At 45.1% G+C, this 16,012-nt stretch carries 13 protein-coding genes; 5 read left to right on the plus strand and 8 right to left on the minus strand.

What is annotated here, in order from left to right; genetic code table 11:
• Positions 1–223, plus strand: a 223-nt coding sequence (locus GT1_RS22275) for a hypothetical protein (RefSeq protein WP_223226260.1), incomplete at its 5' end; no start/stop codon positions are given.
• A 210-nt stretch (positions 224–433) separates the two neighbouring features.
• Here GT1_RS22275 and gyrA read toward each other — a convergent pair.
• Positions 434–2,875: a DNA gyrase subunit A gene (gene gyrA / locus GT1_RS13755; RefSeq protein WP_188399322.1), complete on the minus strand. Its 2,442-nt coding sequence runs from the start codon at positions 2,873–2,875 to the stop codon at positions 434–436.
• 285 nt (positions 2,876–3,160) lie between these two features.
• Between gyrA and GT1_RS13760 the strand changes: the two genes are divergently transcribed.
• The 3 genes from GT1_RS13760 (at position 3,161) to buk (ending at position 5,613) form a co-directional block, all read left to right on the plus strand.
• On the plus strand, positions 3,161–3,799 hold the full coding sequence (locus GT1_RS13760) for a manganese efflux pump (RefSeq protein ID WP_075756520.1): 639 nt from the start codon (positions 3,161–3,163) through the stop codon (positions 3,797–3,799).
• 19 nt (positions 3,800–3,818) lie between these two features.
• Positions 3,819–4,445: a sporulation membrane protein YtaF gene (ytaF, locus tag GT1_RS13765; protein WP_188399247.1), complete on the plus strand. Its 627-nt coding sequence runs from the start codon at positions 3,819–3,821 to the stop codon at positions 4,443–4,445.
• A 94-nt stretch (positions 4,446–4,539) separates the two neighbouring features.
• Positions 4,540–5,613 (plus strand): butyrate kinase, encoded by a 1,074-nt coding sequence (gene buk, locus GT1_RS13770; protein WP_188399248.1) that lies wholly within the window; start codon positions 4,540–4,542, stop codon positions 5,611–5,613.
• Positions 5,614–5,658: 45 nt separating this feature from the next.
• On the opposite strand, the gene GT1_RS13775 is transcribed toward buk, so the two are convergent.
• From GT1_RS13775 to GT1_RS13790, 4 genes are all read right to left on the minus strand, one after another.
• A complete protein-coding gene (locus tag GT1_RS13775; RefSeq protein ID WP_188399249.1) occupies positions 5,659–6,963 on the minus strand; it encodes a SpoVR family protein in 1,305 nt (434 codons plus the stop codon).
• A complete protein-coding gene (locus GT1_RS13780; protein ID WP_188399250.1) occupies positions 6,963–8,168 on the minus strand; it encodes a YeaH/YhbH family protein in 1,206 nt (401 codons plus the stop codon). The genes GT1_RS13775 and GT1_RS13780 overlap by 1 nt, the downstream gene beginning before the upstream one ends.
• Before the next feature lie 69 nt (positions 8,169–8,237).
• Positions 8,238–10,163 carry a PrkA family serine protein kinase gene (locus GT1_RS13785; protein WP_188399251.1) on the minus strand — a complete coding sequence of 642 codons (1,926 nt, stop codon included), beginning with the start codon at positions 10,161–10,163 and terminating at the stop codon, positions 8,238–8,240.
• 191 nt (positions 10,164–10,354) lie between these two features.
• Positions 10,355–12,040 (minus strand): methyl-accepting chemotaxis protein, encoded by a 1,686-nt coding sequence (locus tag GT1_RS13790; protein WP_188399252.1) that lies wholly within the window; start codon positions 12,038–12,040, stop codon positions 10,355–10,357.
• Between the two features lie 218 nt (positions 12,041–12,258).
• Here GT1_RS13790 and GT1_RS13795 point away from each other — a divergent pair, with 218 nt between their 5' ends.
• Positions 12,259–12,597: a L,D-transpeptidase gene (locus GT1_RS13795; RefSeq protein WP_075756513.1), complete on the plus strand. Its 339-nt coding sequence runs from the start codon at positions 12,259–12,261 to the stop codon at positions 12,595–12,597.
• 3 nt (positions 12,598–12,600) lie between these two features.
• Here the strand turns inward: GT1_RS13795 and GT1_RS13800 are convergent, their stop codons facing one another.
• From GT1_RS13800 to GT1_RS13810, 3 genes are all read right to left on the minus strand, one after another.
• Positions 12,601–13,128, minus strand: coding sequence for a hypothetical protein (locus tag GT1_RS13800; RefSeq protein WP_188399253.1), 528 nt, complete (start codon positions 13,126–13,128; stop codon positions 12,601–12,603).
• A 303-nt stretch (positions 13,129–13,431) separates the two neighbouring features.
• The gene (locus GT1_RS13805; RefSeq protein ID WP_188399254.1) at positions 13,432–14,424 is read right to left on the minus strand and encodes a beta-ketoacyl-ACP synthase III; all 993 of its coding nucleotides are present in this window, start codon (positions 14,422–14,424) and stop codon (positions 13,432–13,434) included.
• A gap of 138 nt (positions 14,425–14,562) precedes the next feature.
• On the minus strand, positions 14,563–15,903 hold the full coding sequence (locus GT1_RS13810) for an acetyl-CoA hydrolase/transferase family protein (RefSeq protein ID WP_188399255.1): 1,341 nt from the start codon (positions 15,901–15,903) through the stop codon (positions 14,563–14,565).
• Positions 15,904–16,012 lie beyond the last annotated feature (109 nt).

Below are 16,012 nucleotides of genomic sequence, written 5' to 3' on the forward strand. Positions count from 1 at the left end.
TTTAAAGTGCTCATTGAGCACCGCACATCTGGCTTTTTATGATGCATTACTTACATTGTTCAGTTTTCAGGGAACGACGCGCATGAATGCGCTGCTGTCTCGGACGCATCTTGCACATTTTATCCGGGACATCATCGCCGTAACAGCGACAACTCTTTTATGTTACCACGCTTACGCTACCGTGTCAACATATTTATTTTGGTATTTACTGCCGCCACTATAGGTTTTGGTTATTATTACCTCCCATTGAGACGACCTACTTATATTATCACGCATTTGTTGATTATGTCAATAACAGTTTATTCCATATTACAGTGCAGGCGGCGGTTATGCATAAGCGCAGGGTCGGCACCAACGGCGCAGCGTTGTGGAATTATACTGCTTGTTAGGACAAAAAAACAGAGCACCCCGCCATGGCGGGGCGCTGCTAGCTTTAATCGTTATTAGCCTTTTTTTCAACAACAGCCAATGCTATTACCTGATCCTCCGCATCGGTGCGCATAACTTTTACACCCTGCGTGCTGCGGCTGGTTATCGATATGGTATCAATCTCCATCCGGATGATAATGCCGTCAATGGTTATTAACATTAGCTCCTGTCCGGGCTTGACCACTTTAATGCCAACTACATGGCCAATTTTTTCAGCCGAGTTTGGTTTGATATTAATAACACCTTTGCCGCCCCGTCCGGTTATCCGGTAGTCGGTGACCGCAGTACGTTTGCCATACCCTTCAGAAGTTATTGTCAGCACTTCACCATCTTTTTTGGTTACATCCATGCCAACAACCTGATCGCCTGGTTCCAGAGTTATGCCTCTGACCCCATGCGCTGTCCGGCCCATAATCCTGACATCGGCTTCACGGAAAACAATGGCCTTGCCATCCCGGGTACCCATAATGATATCACATTCGCCATTTGTCAGTTTAACGCCAATCAAGTCATCATCTTCATCTAAGGAAATCGCGATTAAGCCGCCTTTACGGGCAGTATCAAAATCAAGCAGTTCCGATTTTTTGACAGTACCTTTTTGCGTAGCCATAAACAAGTACCGTTTGGCACTAAACTCTTTGATCGGAATAACGGCAGTGATTTTTTCATCTTTCTCCACTTGCAGCAAATTAACGATAGCCGTTCCTTTGGCTGTGCGCCCGGCCTCCGGTAGTTCATAGCCTTTTAACCGGTACATCCGTCCCCTGCTGGTGAAAAACAAGAGATTATGATGAGTTGTCGCCACAAATAAATGCTCGACAAAATCTTCTTCTTTGGTTCCCATCCCGGTTACGCCTTTACCGCCCCGCCGCTGACTGCGATAGGTATCAACCGGCAAACGCTTGATATAGCCTTGGTGAGTCAAGGTTATTACAATATCCTCTTCCGCAATCAGGTCTTCCATGTCCATTTTGGAAACATCGCTGGTAATAACCGTACGCCGTTCGTCCGAAAACCGTTTTTTAACATCTAAAAGTTCTTCTTTGATGATGTTCATTACTTTGCTTTCGTCTGCCAGTACGCCTTCCAACCATTCGATGGTCTCCATTATGTCCTTATACTCGTTCTCAATTTTTTCGCGTTCCAGTCCGGTCAAACGCTGGAGACGCATATCCAGGATAGCCTGCGATTGCTTTTCACTCAGGCTGAATTTATCCATTAATGCATTTTTAGCAATTTCCGGAGTTTGCGATTGCCTAATTGTGCTAATAACAGCATCCAGATGATCAAGCGCAATTTTCAAGCCTTCTAAAATGTGAGCTCTGGCCCGCGCTTTAGCCAATTCAAACTTAGTGCGGCGAACAATTACTTCTTTTTGATGTTCCAGATAATGATATAGAACTTCCTGTAAGTTAAACACTTTGGGACGGCCGTTTACCAGAGCCAGCATATTAACCCCGAAAGTATCCTGCATCTGGGTATGCTTATACAACTGATTTAACACAACATCTGCGTTAGCATCCCGTCTAAGTTCGATAACCACTCGCATACCATTGCGGTCGCTCTCATCTCTAAGATCGGTAATGCCGTCAATGGTTTTGTCCCTAACAAGGGCAGCAATGTTTTCAATCAATTTGGCTTTATTAACCTGATACGGCAGTTCACTCACCAAAATACGCTGTTTACCGCCAGACATATTTTCTATTCTGGCTTGAGCTCTGATTTTAACACTGCCCTTACCGGTAGTATAAGCCTGTCTAATGCCTTCCCGTCCCAGGATTAAAGCTCCTGTGGGAAAATCAGGGCCTTTAATGGCCATCATTAAGTCGGTTATAGTTACCTCAGGATTTTCAATCATCATGATTAGGCCATCAACAACTTCCCCCAGATTATGAGGAGGAATATTGGTAGCCATCCCTACCGCAATACCCGAAGAACCATTGATCAAAAGGTTGGGTATTTTGGCCGGCAGTACTGCGGGCTCTTTTAACGATTCATCATAGTTGGGAACAAAATCAACGGTGTCTTTTTCAATATCTGCCAGCATTTCTTCAGCAATCCGTGACATGCGCACTTCTGTGTAACGCATAGCCGCTGCCGAATCGCCATCCACAGAACCGAAGTTTCCATGTCCGTCTACTTGCATGTAGCGGGTCGAAAAATTCTGCGCCATACGGACAATGGCATCATATACCGAACTATCGCCATGAGGGTGGTATTTACCAAGAACTTCACCGACAATACGCGCCGATTTTTTGTACGGCTTATTGGCAGCCATTCCTGCTTCGTGCATGGCATACAGTATCCGGCGATGAACAGGTTTTAGTCCATCGCGGACATCAGGCAATGCCCGCATAACAATTACACTCATAGCGTAGTCAATATATGAATTTTTCATTTCATCTTCAATTTTGATCGGCAATACTTTGCCTAAACCAAAATCCAAACCATCTTGCACAAAACCACCTCAATAATTCGTCATTCTACTATAATTTCCCCACATATGCAAAAAAATCCTGCAAACACCAGACAAAGTCAAAAACAATCTCTATTATCCCGCCTGTAACCGAACTTTTCCTCAAACCATATACTACTATAAAGAAAACACGGCTTGCGCCGAGCCCTTGGCGACAGCACAAGCCGATGTTAATCCTGCTCTTAAGAAAGTTATACTTTCTGTTAGGGCGAAAGACAACACTGTCTCATCATGACAGCAGGAGGCGTAAGATTCATGAGCATTTTTTATGTATTGCTGCTCGGTTTGGCAGTCAGTATTGACGGTTTCGTCGCCGGTGTCGCTTATGGTTTGAAAAATATCAGGATGCCCTTAATATCACTCATCATTGTCGGTATAGTTGCAAGCATCTGCACCGCTGTGGCAATGGTTATGGCCTATATGGTCGGTCAATTTATCAATACCGATATTGCGCTTATCCTTGGCGCGTTACTCCTGATTTTGCTTGGCTTATGGAGCCTCGGCCAACAGTATTTTACCAAAAGTGTCACCTCCTATGAAATGGATGGCGAGGTTACCGCCCGTAAACTGACTTTTTCATTTGGCCGGCTGGTTGTCAGTATTATGGCCAAACCGGAAACTGCTGATGTCGACAGACTGGGCTTCATCAGTTCACTGGAAGCAGTATTCTTAGGCTTGGCCGTTGGTGCTGATGCCATGGTGGGTACCTTTGCCGTTGCGCTTATGGGTTCACTGCCGCTCTACACACCAATAGTCATAGGATTGATACATATGATATGTATTGCAGGCGGCTGCTACTCTTCCCGCAAATTTTTCCCGGAAAACTTAAAAAAACGCTTTCCCTATCTTCCCGGAACCTTATTAATTATCTTAGGACTGCTGCGTCTGGGCTGATACAATAGGAGGAAAAACTATGCTTTATGTGCTTTTACTGGGTTTTGCCGTCAGTCTGGATGCTTTTACCGCCGGGGCAGCCTATGGGTTAAAATCAATAACCGTCCCCTTACAGTCCATGGCCGTAATCGGCGTTATCACAGCCCTTTGTACCGGAGCTGCAATGGCCTTCTCTTATTACCTGGGTTCGTTTCTCAACACCCACGTGGCTGTTATTGCCGGCTCGCTGCTCTTAATTAGTATTGGAGCCTGGAACATTTTTTGCGAATACCTCACTAAAAGAAGGTTCTGCCAGGCTGCCGAATCAAGCAACAACTGCCTTACCTTTCGCCTGGGACGCATTGTTATTAATATCATGGCCGATCCGGAAACCGCCGACATGGATAATTCCCGCTCGATAAATTCCTCTGAGGCCATACTTCTCGGTTTAGCCCTGGGCATTGATAATTTTATTGCCACCTTTGCCGCAGCCCTGATTAAACCGCTGCCGCTCTATACCCCGGCAGTCATGGCTTTTATTCAGGTATCTTTGATTGCGGCAGGAATTAGCGCTGCTGCCCGCTTAGCCTCAGATGATTTAAAGAAACGGTTTCCTTATATCCCAGGGGCAATTTTAATTATTCTCGGACTCTTGCGTCTGGTCTAGCCAGACTTTTTCTTTGCTCTCGCCACTTAACAAATTCAGGTAATAATACTACAATAGAGCTAGCTATATTATTGCAGTAAATGGAGGTCATATTATGCCATATAAAATTCTAACAATAAACCCTGGTTCTACTTCCACCAAAATCGGCTTATACGAGGATACAACCGAAATCCTCAGCCAAAATATCAACCATAGCGCTGAAGATATTGCAAAATTTGCTGTTATTGGCGATCAGCTGGAATACCGCCTGGAAAAAATTCATGCCTTTTTCGCCGGCCAAAATATTAACGCCAGCGACTTAGCGGCAGTCGTCGGCCGCGGCGGACTGCTAAAACCTATGCCCAGCGGTACTTATGAAATAAATGAGGTTATGCTCGATGATTTAAAAAACAACCGCTATGGCGCCCATGCCAGTAACCTTGGCGCTATTTTGGCTGAGGGCATTGCCAGACAAAGCGGCTGCCCCGGTTATATTGTCGATCCTGTCGTTGTCGACGAACTGGCACCTGTGGCCCGGATTACCGGCCGCCCCGAGATTACCCGCAGAAGCATTTTTCACGCCTTGAACCAAAAAGCTGTCGTTAAACGGTTTGCCAAAAGCATCAACCGCGATTATGACAGCCTTAATCTGATTGTCGCCCATTTAGGCGGCGGTATTTCGGTCGGTTGTCATACCTTCGGGGAAGTGGTTGAGGTAAATAACGCCCTGGACGGCGAAGGTCCGTTTTCCCCTGAACGTGCCGGTACAGTTCCGGCTGCTCAGTTTGCTGAAATTTTGATTACGGAAAAACTGGACTACCCTGCCGCCGCTAAACTCCTGGCCGGCAAAGGCGGTTTGGTGGCCCATCTGGGCACCAACGATGTGCGTGAAGTGGAGCGTCGTGCGGCCACCGGCGACAACCAGGCAGCACTTGTCTATCAAGCGATGATTTATACTATTGCCAAGAGCATTGCCGCCGCTGCCGTACCTGTCTGCGGTAAAGTAGACTATATTATTTTGACCGGTGGTATTGCTTACTCCCAGCAGCTTACCGCCAAACTCAAAGAATATATCGGCTTCATTGCGCCGGTGATTGTCCTGCCGGGAGAAAACGAACTGCAGGCGCTGGCCGAGGGCGCTTACCGGGTACTGACCGGTGAAGAGACTGCCAAAGTATATAATGCCTAACAGCAAACCCCCAGGCCAAAACATAGGCCTGGGGGTTTGCCGTCATTATACTATATCCCACACAGATACAATCTTATCCTCGGTACACCGGATTATCTTATCCTTGTCATTAAGCCTGGTCTTTAACTCCACTTTGCCGCCCCATAGTTCTGCGACATACTTAATGGTTTCTTTGGCATAATTCATTTCCAATTCCCGTCCGTCATACATATGCTGCAGCAGCAGCACACCATTTTCCACACCCTCCGGATTAATTTCCGGCACTGTCCCCAGGCCAACAGTATTGGCCAGTTCATCCCGGATTGCTTTCCAGCCTTCTTCGTCAGCCACCTCTGATACCACAAGATCCACACCGCGCACCTTGTAATTAAACAACTTCATTTCTTCACACAATTCCTGGTTCAAATACCGCCGTAAAAACGATGTGTCCCGCTCTTGCTCCCGGATTTCGAATAGCTTTTCCCGCCCATAGTGTTTATCAAGATATTCAAACATCTTAAATCCCATAAAGTATGGATTAAGCTGCCCTTCAAAAGGCCTGACAACCAGGTTGTGGCGCTGCAGGAATTCCAGCTGCAATCCCTGTGGCAGTGAAAGTTCATTCAGCAGGCTGTAATGCCAATAACTTGCCCAGCCTTCATTCATAATTTTGGTTTCCACCTGGGGAATAAAATAGAAGCTTTCTTCCCTGACAATACTTATTATATCCCGCTCCCAGTAAGCTAATTTTCCCCGTTCGCTTAAAAACCACAGCAGGTCTCTTTTTAACCGGTCAGGCACTTGATGAGGCAGTTCTTTGGCCAGCTCACTTTTTCCCGGCACTTTCCCCTCGCCTTGCCGCCGGACTTGAAACCTTAGCGCGTGAGCGGCGTCAAGAATACGTTCCACCTTTTGCGGTCCAATGCTGGGATCGGCTATATAATCCCGTACCCGGTTGGCATGGGCTTTAAACATTTCAACAGTAAGCTCTGCCCGGGTATTTTCTTTAAACAGCCGGTTATTTTTAAAAAAATCATTATGCCCATATACATGGGCAATGGTCAATATCTGTAATAACAAGGTATTATCCCGCATGAGATAGGCAATGCAGGGATCTGAATTTATCACCATCTCATACGGCAAGCCGGTCAGATTATAGCTATAAAAAGTCTTTTGGCGTTCATACGCTTTGCCATAGCTCCAGTGGGGATAATGGGACGGCATGCCGACATAAGCTTCATAGCACAGCATATCTTCATAGCTGCAAATTTCAAATTGCTGCTCATAACAGGTAAGTCCCTTTGCTGCAACAAGCTGCTCAAGCTTCCGGCTCCACTCTTCCAGTTCATGCATTGCATAATCTGCTGCCATTAGCTGTCACCCCCGGCAGTTGTGTCAACTTCCGATTCTTTTTCCAATATCCGTCTAAGCGCCGGCCAGATATCTTCTTTCCGTCCCATAGAAACAATAACAAAATTATCATCCCTAATGCTTTTCTCCAGTTCGCGCCTGATAGTAATGCCATAGCCATAATTGGCCAGTATCTCAACATAGCCCATCAAATTACTGACACTGACCAGCTCTTTGGCTTTCTCAATGGTTCGCGGGTTGTCTTCCGTCCAGTTGTCGCCATCGGTGCAGTGAAAGGCGTAGATATTCCATACCGAGGGACTGTACCGCTGCTCGATAATCTCCAGTGCCTTGGCATAACCGCTCGAAATCATGGTGCCACCGGACTCACCGTGATGAAAAAACTCGCGTTCATTTACTTCTTTGGCTTCCGTGGTATGGGCAACAAATACTACTTCAACCTGTTCGTATTTCCAGCGCAGAAATTGATAAAGCAGAAAATAAAAAGTACGGGCCAAATACTTTTTGCTCTGGTCCATGGAGCCTGATACATCCATAATGCAAAAAACCACCGCATTGGAATGACGCCTGATATCCTCTTTTACCCGAAAATAACGCAAATCCTCCTCACGGAAAGGCACCCGCTCACGTACCGGGCAGCCATTATCATCAAGTGATGGTGTATATGCCTTTTCTCTGGACATTCCCTGCTGGCGTTTGATTTTTTCGACCATAGTCCGTTTTTTTGCCAGTCTTGGCGGAATGCCCTTGCGCTGGTAGCCTGACTTTTTAAACTTGTATTCCGACTCCTGGAGCGAAAATTTCTTGCGTTCCAAGTCAGGCAGGTTAATATCTTCAAACAAGTAGTTGATGATTTCATCCATAGTGATTTCTGTCTCGTAAATGTCTTCCCCTTGCTCGTTGCCGGCCTGACCTAAGCCTTTTTCCGGCTGGCCGTTGATCCGTCCAATGACCTGGCCGCGCTGCTCGCCGCCTGTGCCGCTGGCAGAGCCGCCATTATTCTTGCCATAGATAAACTGATATTCTCTAATACCGCGGATGGGTATTTTTATTTTTTTGTTTTTACTTTGACCAATAATACTTTCTTCGGCAATAATATCGCCTAAATTCCGTCTTATAGAGTCTTCCACCAGCTCCCGGTGGCGTTTACGGTCATATTGTGAACGGTCAGACTGGCCGGTACGTCCCTCCTTGAAGATTGCCATAAGTCACCTCCGCTCCCGCACTAGTAGTCTGCCAAGTCTAAAGTCTGTGGATTTGGGCTTGGTGGACTACTAATCCTTCCACAAGTTATTGGCTGCATATTTTAAGATTACATTGCAGCAATGCGGACAATAGCCATTCTCGTTCATGGATTCCACCATGGCGTCAAACTTGCTGTCCTGCTCTTTATCCCGCACCCTGGCTTTGGTAATAATCCGGGAAAGCTCTTTGACTGACGAAGTCAGCTTCTTTTCAATAGCTTCTTTAAGCGGTTCATAACTCTTATAATCAATTTTCCCCCCACCCCGCATAACGGTGAACATATAGGAGGTAACATCCTGACGAAAGCCTTGGGCAGCTGTAGCGGTTATACCAATTTGCTCTTCAATGGATTGCAGAAATTTGATATCAGGCTCAAGCTCTTCGCCGGTGTTTTTATCTTTTAGTTTTGTCATGTTGACATAAGCCTCGGCATGGTCCAGATAATTATTAAACAGGCTTTCGGCCTGTTCTTTGTAGCCATGAATAAAGGCTTTTGTCACTTCTTTTTCCAGTATTTTATTATACTCTTTTTTTACCGTATCCTGTAAAAATCCCAGATAGCGTTTCTTTTCATCCTCGGCAATAGCAAGGTCTTTAACGGCTCTGACCATTGTCTCAATAACAGCAATGGGATTGATGCAGTTAAATTCCGACTCCGACAAGGTAGTATCAAGCGCTTTCATAATAAAACGGGTAGAAATGCCTGTCATGCCTTCCCGCACAGCTTCCTCGCGCAATTCAAATATATCAACTTTTTTCGTAGAACCTTTCTCAACAATTTCTTCCCCATTATAAATTTTTAATTTGGTAAACGAATCCACCTTGGATGAGGGTGCCAGCCGTGTGAGTATGGCAAACATGGAGGCAACCTCGATGGTATGGGGGGCAATATGGGCATTAAAAGTGCTGTTTTTAAGCACTTTACGATAAATCTTGACTTCTTCATCAAGTTCCAGGCAATATGGCACCTCTACCTTGACAATCCGGTCAAGAATGGCTTCATTGGTATGATCGGATTTAAACTTGTTCCATTCGGCTTCATTAGAATGAGCCAGAATAATGCCGTCAAAATAAATCATAGCCCCTTTGCCCGGGGAGGGAATCGACTTTTCCTGGGTGGCTGTAATCATTGTGTGCAGATACTCTACATCGTTTTTAAATACTTCGATAAACTCGACCACACCCCGGTTGCCGACGTTAAACGCGCCGTTTAAGGATAAGACCCGCGGATCGTCTTCCGGGTATAAGTCCAGTTTGGAAATATCGACAGAGCCGGATAGTACCGATGTATCCTGATTATTAGGATCAACCGGCGGTACAACGCCAATGCCCTTGCGGGACCGGATGGAAAACCCGGTGGTAGTAACCGGAAAACGTTCGAATTCGCCATCATAATCATTTTTTAACCGGTAACGGCAAATAGGACATAAGTCACCTTCCACACTAATACCCAATAATTCTTCAAACTGCGGGCGCAAATGTTTTGGGATAAGGTGCAGCGGTTCTTCCCGCATGGGGCAGTCTTTGAGTATATAAATAGGCGGACTCATTTCCAAAGCTTGTTTCAGTGCTTCCATAATCGAAGACTTGCCTGCCCCCACCGGGCCAACCAGGTACAACACCTGCCGGGATTCTTCCCCCTTCATGGCCGCCGAATGGAAGTAACGCATAATCTTCATAATACTTTTGTCTATCCCGAAAAAGTTGTCTTGAAAAAAACGATAACGCTTGATGGTATCGTTGCCATAGATTCGCCGCAACCTTGGATTTTCTTCGGTTCTTATTGTCTCGACACCAGGCTTTATCAGCAGTTCGTGCATTCGCTGATGCGCTAATACGGCAAGCCCTGGATTTTCTTTAATAATTGTTAAATAATCCAGAAAATTACCATCAAATTTATATTGTTTATGCTCTTTTCGGTCTTGCTTAATTAGCTTCTCAAAATCATAGGCCATATAGTACCTGCCTCCTTGTTTAGAATTATAAGGTCTGACTTGGATTATTTTTAATATTTATACATTTTATGTCACGAAGTAATTATATCTTTTTACTAATTTATTACCTTGTTGCAAAATATGGGCCTGTCTTAAATAAAAAAAGAGCAATAGCTGCTTAAAAAGCATCTATTGCTCTTGGACCGGGTTCATTATTTTAGTTTTTCTCCAACAAACAGCATCCCGACAATATGTCCGGTTTTATCCTTGAGTGCTTCATAATTTACTACATACCACTGCCGCATAACGGTAGCGCGGCCAATATACTCCGTATCCCGTTCCAATACCGCTTTTTCCACATATTTGGCTGCCGGGGTGTTAGTGGCCCGGCGTCCGGCTCTGGTGGTAACGGTAGTTGCTACCCGGGTATTGCCTTGGAATATAGTAAAATCAGCGCCAATCTGCCGGGATATTTCATCAACAAGGCGCTCATTGTTATTAATTATCTGATTACCGGCCGCCAGCTGATTACTGCCGTCTATATGAACCGGCCCGTAAGCAGTCAACAAATGCCGCGCCTTATTTAGCTTATCTTTAATTCTCTGTCTGGTAATTGGGTCAACGGCAACAAATTGAACCGTCATTTCTTCCATATTCTGGGCCATATCATTAAGCTCTTTCGCCGCTGTGGTGATTTTCTCGATGGTTGCAAATACTTCTTCACTGGCAGCATTGATTTCCTCACTGGCCCCGGAGAAATGACGGGCAATATTTGTTATTTCTGATACATTGTCTGCAATATTTTGAATGTCGGTGGTTACGCCGGTTGTATTTTTCGCCATAATATCAATTTGTTCATTAAGCTTCTTGCTGATAGTAATAATCCGGGTTAATGCGGCTTCTGAGCCACTGGCCTTATCCGCACCCTGATGGGCCTGGGTAAGCGCATTTTCAATAGCTGTCACAGTATCTATTGTTTCCTGCCGTACCCCGGTAATCAATTTGGTTATTTCTTCGGCCGATTGGCGGGAGTTTTCGGCAAGCTTCCGCACTTCATCGGCAACTACAGCAAATCCTCGCCCTTGTTCGCCCGCCCTGGCGGCTTCAATGGCGGCATTAAGCGCTAAGAGATTGGTCTGATCAGCAATACCGGTAATAACCTCAACAATCTGCCCAATCTGGTTTATCCTGTCAGCTAAGCCATGAATGGCCTTTGATGAAATATCCATCTGCGTATTTACGACCTTCATGGTGGCAATGGCTTCCTTGACCTGAGCTGCCCCTTCACCGGCGCTGGCATTGGCTTCTTTCGCCAATTCAGCGGTCTGAGCCGCTAAATGATTGATGTCAAAAATCTCGTTACTGGCATGTGCCGTGGACTTACTGCACAATTCCAAATCATGCACCTGCCGGGATGAACCGGCCGCTATTTCCCCGATATTTTCGGTTGTCTGACGCATGGCTTCACTTACCTGAGCAGTATAATCTGACAGATGTTTACTGGCCGTCAATGTCTTGCCGCTAATTTGTGTAATTTCCCCGATGAGATCCGAAATTTTTCCCATAACATTATTGGTATTATGGGCAAGATGTCCGATTTCATCACTTGTCTCGACCTTTAACTGCTTTTTAAGATCACCGCCGCCTGACGCCATTTCCCGCATACTGCCAAGCAGCTGATGAATGGGGGTGGCGATACACCGGGCAACAACGATTGACCACAGCAACAAAGCTGCTGCCGATACAATAATATAAATACATAGTAGTCCTTCAAACCGGTTAGACGAAAATATCTTCATAAAAAAAACAATTCCTGCAAGCGGTGCGATACCGGTAAAAAACAAGCATACAGCCAGCTTACCGGTAATTCCTTTAAACCACTTCACCATTTGGGTCATTACACTAACTACCTCCTTTCGATTAAATTTTAAAAAATCTGATAATTTATTGTGTTTTTATTACTTCGTGAAAATTATTTCAAATCCTCCTGTTCATGAAAAATAGTTTAAAAATTTAAAAAACTAAAAATAAAAGGAAGAGCAATTCCCCTTAGAAATTACTCTTCCTTCACCTTCAGCCTGGCTTCGCATACTATGGTAGCAGAGGTGATGCACACATGACATATTCTATTAAAATTTCACTTACCAGGCGGCTCTTATATGTAAGACAGGGTAATAAGGTTGTCAGAACCTATCCTGTCGGTGTCGGCAAAATAGAGACTGCCACTCCGGTTGGCCGCTATCACATTATCAGTAAAGTCCGCAATCCCGGCGGCCCTTTCGGCGCCATGTGGCTAGGTCTCAGCCAGCCCCATTACGGCATTCACGGCACCAATAATCCGTCTTCCATTGGTGGTGCCGTTTCCAAAGGCTGTATCCGTATGTATAACCGGGATGTACTTGAACTCTCCCAGCTGGTGGCTGTCGGTACCCCGGTTAGTATTGAAAATAATTAAACTTTATTCAGTTTGCCAAAATCCATCGGTGGTTATCCGTGATAGGCATAATTCTGCCGATAATTGTTCAAAAAAATTGACATTAAACTCTCCCGGAGCAGTACCGTTAGTTCGCCGGTTACTGTGAAATCCGATAATTACTCCCTGAATAATAGCCATGGTCTTAGTTCTTGGTATCGGGATCCCCCGAAACGGGTTAAAATCGAGCGGTGCAACATAATAATTAAGTATCCCGTTATCATTTACCACCAACCGGTTAGGATCAAAGCCGTCTGCCGTATATACGGCATCGGTAGGTGCAGCCGGCCGAAGTCCCCGGTCGGTAGCAAACCACACCGTATAAACCCCCAGAGGAATAAGGCCTTCAGCCGATATCGAAATAGTGCCGCAGCCATCATAGCCACATACCTCACCGTTGGCTGTAGCCTGCACCCAGAACCCGGCATCAATGTCTGGCGGCCTATTGATAGGCATTATCACAAAATCAAGCGGACAGCAACCATGGCATTTGTCAGCTTTTCTGCTATCCATATATAAACATCTCCTTTTCGCAAGGTTCAATTAGTTTATATATTATATGTGGCAAACATTACATAAGTTCCTTGTACCTATACCCGGCCAGCAAAGATTTACAGCCAGGCTATGCAAGCACCAGTCTCAATTTTATGATATATTTCGGCTCACGCCCGGTCAATTGGCCACCATTACCGCAGGGCAAGTCATTGAGGTAAAATAATATCAAAATCCTGCCGGCATTTCACCGGCAGGATTTTTAATCCCAACAGAAAATATAACTTATTACTGAGGTGCAGTGGCATACAAAACTTATTTATATTATTTGCACCATTTTATTATGCCTGCTCCCCAGGTTAAGCCGCCGCCAAAACCGGCTAATGCAATAATATCCCCCTGCTTAATCCTGCCGCTTTTAACCCCTTCATCAAGCGCTATGGGAATGGAAGCAGCCGAAGTATTGCCATATTTATCAACATTAATGACAACCTTGTCAAGCGGCAAACCCAAACGTTTAGCAGCCGACTGAATAATTCTCATGTTGGCCTGATGTGGTACCAGACAGGTAATATCTTTCGCCGACAGGTTTGCATCGGCCAGCGCTTTTTTTACGGTTTCACCCATCACCTTAATGGCAAATTTAAATACCTCATTGCCATCCATATGAATAAAATGAAATCCCTGCGTAATGGTTTCCAGCGTAGTAGGCATCCGTGAACCGCCGGCCGGTACTTTCAAAAGATCACCACCAGCCCCTTCTGCTCCCAGATCAACGCCAAGAATTCCATACCCGGGGCTTGTTTCACCCAAAACGACAGCGCCGGCCCCATCGCCAAACAATATTGCCGTATTCCTGTCTGACCAGTCGACAATTGTTGATAAAGCTTCTGCACCAATCACTAGGACTTTTTTATAAGTACCTGATTTAATAAAAGAGCTGCCTGTAACAAGTCCGTAAATAAAACCGGAACAAACTGCTGTAAGATCAAAGGCAGCGGCATTAACGGCTTTAAGATTTTTCTGTACCAGGCAAGCAACAGAAGGAAACATCATATCAGGAGTAACAGTTCCAACAATAATCAAATCAATCTCTGCCGCACTGATTCCGGCATCAGCCAGAGCCCGTTCAGCAGCTTTGGTAGCTAAATCCGAAGTGGTTTCTCCCTTTGTTACAATGCGCCTCTCCCTGATACCGGTACGCTCAACAATCCATTCATCTGATGTCTCCATCTTCTGCTCCAGATCAAAATTGGTTACAATTGTTTCCGGAACATAGGAGCCTATCCCCAAGATACCTACATATCTTTCGTTCACCAAACGTCCTCCTTAAAATCCTTTATCGCCTTTTTATGAGTAGGTACTATTAGTATACCATAAAATTATTACAAACAATACTATTAAGTAATTGTATTGGGTAACAAATTATATACTATTTAAGAAATTTTTACTCAATTATCGCTTATTTGATCTGCGCCATATTTTCATCTGTTCTGCCTGGTTAATAAGTTCCTCACGGAAATGCGGATGGGCAATTGTGATAATTCGCTCAGCCCGCTCCCAGGTAGAGCAGCCGGCTAAATTGACTTTGCCCCACTCGGTAACAAGATAGTTGACTTGAGCCCGCGGGTCTGTCACAATACCGCCTGCCGGCAGTACCGGTACCACCCGGGAAGACATTACCCCTGATTGCTTATCAGTAAAGGACGAGCGAAAGCAAATAAAACTTTTTCCGCCCGGGGATAAATAGCTGCCTGTAACAAAATCAAGCTGTCCGCCGGTACCGCTGATTTGCCGTATTCCGGCAGATTCTGAAGATATTTGTCCATATAAATCCACTTCAACACAATTGTTAACCGAAACGAAGTTATCAATTTGCGCAATAACGGCCGGATTATTGGTATAATCCACCGGAAAACTGGCTAAAGCCGGATTACAATCCACCCAGTCATACAACTCCCGGGTTCCGGCACAAAATGCCCAAACCCCTTTGCCCTTATCCAGTTTCTTATATTTATTGGTTAATTTTCCTTTTTTATACATTGAAAGATAGGCATCCACCAGCATTTCGGTATGCATACCCAGGTCTTTTACATCTGAGTCGGCAATTAAATTACCAACAGCATTCGGCATACCGCCAATCCCCAATTGAATGGTTGCTCCATTAATAATCTCCTCGACAATCAGTCTGGCCACTTTTTCATCCAGTTCATCAGGTACGGTTGGCAACAATTCAGGAATAGCCGCACTGCCGCCTTCAACAATGAAATCCACTTCAGAAATATGAATACATTCCTCCCGGCCGCCTAAAGCTATCGGCAACCGCTCATTTGTTTCAATAATAACAACTTTGGCGGTTTCCAGAATAGCACGCATAGCAGCCGTTGACAGGGAAAAATTAAAGTAACCGTGCTTATCCATCGGTGACACGGCAACCATAGCAACATCAACAGCAAGCTCATTGCGATAAAAATGGGGTTTGTTGCGAAAAATCATGGGAATATAGTTACAAAGGTTACGGTCGTGCAATTGACGGTCATAACCGCTAAAATGCCAGCTTGAATAAGTAAAAACCTCCCGCTCCGGGTCTGCGTTGATGATCTCCCGCGGCCTTAGCGACAAAGCGCTGCGAATTTTTATATCCTTCAACTCTGTTTTGCGTTTAGCCAACGCCTGATCAAGCAGCACCGGTTGACCGGAGCCAAAGCCATAATCCACCCAGTCGCCTGATTTGACAACTTTTACTGCTGTCTCCGGACTACATAACTTTGCTTTGTACTCATTGATAAAATTCACAACTCATCCCCTCTATTTTTATTTGATTTCATAGAGTTGCTATTTTTCGCCATAAGCCCGGCTGTATCCTGCACGGCCTTACAAATAATATCTTACCCAAAATCATAGG

It is taken from the genome of Sporomusa sp. GT1 (assembly GCF_014634905.1).
Classification (GTDB): Bacteria; Bacillota; Negativicutes; order Sporomusales; family Sporomusaceae; genus Sporomusa; species Sporomusa sphaeroides.

Bases quoted from the DNA above. Each gene is read 5' to 3' on its own strand.
- ytaF (WP_188399247.1), top strand. From the start codon at position 3,819: ATGCTTTATGTGCTTTTACTGGGTTTTGCCGTCAGTCTGGATGCTTTT.
- GT1_RS13780 (WP_188399250.1), bottom strand. From the start codon at position 8,168: ATGGCAATCTTCAAGGAGGGACGTACCGGCCAGTCTGACCGTTCACAA.
- buk (WP_188399248.1), top strand. From the start codon at position 4,540: ATGCCATATAAAATTCTAACAATAAACCCTGGTTCTACTTCCACCAAA.
- GT1_RS13795 (WP_075756513.1), top strand. From the start codon at position 12,259: ATGACATATTCTATTAAAATTTCACTTACCAGGCGGCTCTTATATGTA.
- GT1_RS13760 (WP_075756520.1), top strand. From the start codon at position 3,161: ATGAGCATTTTTTATGTATTGCTGCTCGGTTTGGCAGTCAGTATTGAC.
- GT1_RS13800 (WP_188399253.1), bottom strand. From the start codon at position 13,128: ATGGATAGCAGAAAAGCTGACAAATGCCATGGTTGCTGTCCGCTTGAT.
- GT1_RS13790 (WP_188399252.1), bottom strand. From the start codon at position 12,040: ATGACCCAAATGGTGAAGTGGTTTAAAGGAATTACCGGTAAGCTGGCT.
- GT1_RS13785 (WP_188399251.1), bottom strand. From the start codon at position 10,163: ATGGCCTATGATTTTGAGAAGCTAATTAAGCAAGACCGAAAAGAGCAT.
- GT1_RS13775 (WP_188399249.1), bottom strand. From the start codon at position 6,963: ATGGCAGCAGATTATGCAATGCATGAACTGGAAGAGTGGAGCCGGAAG.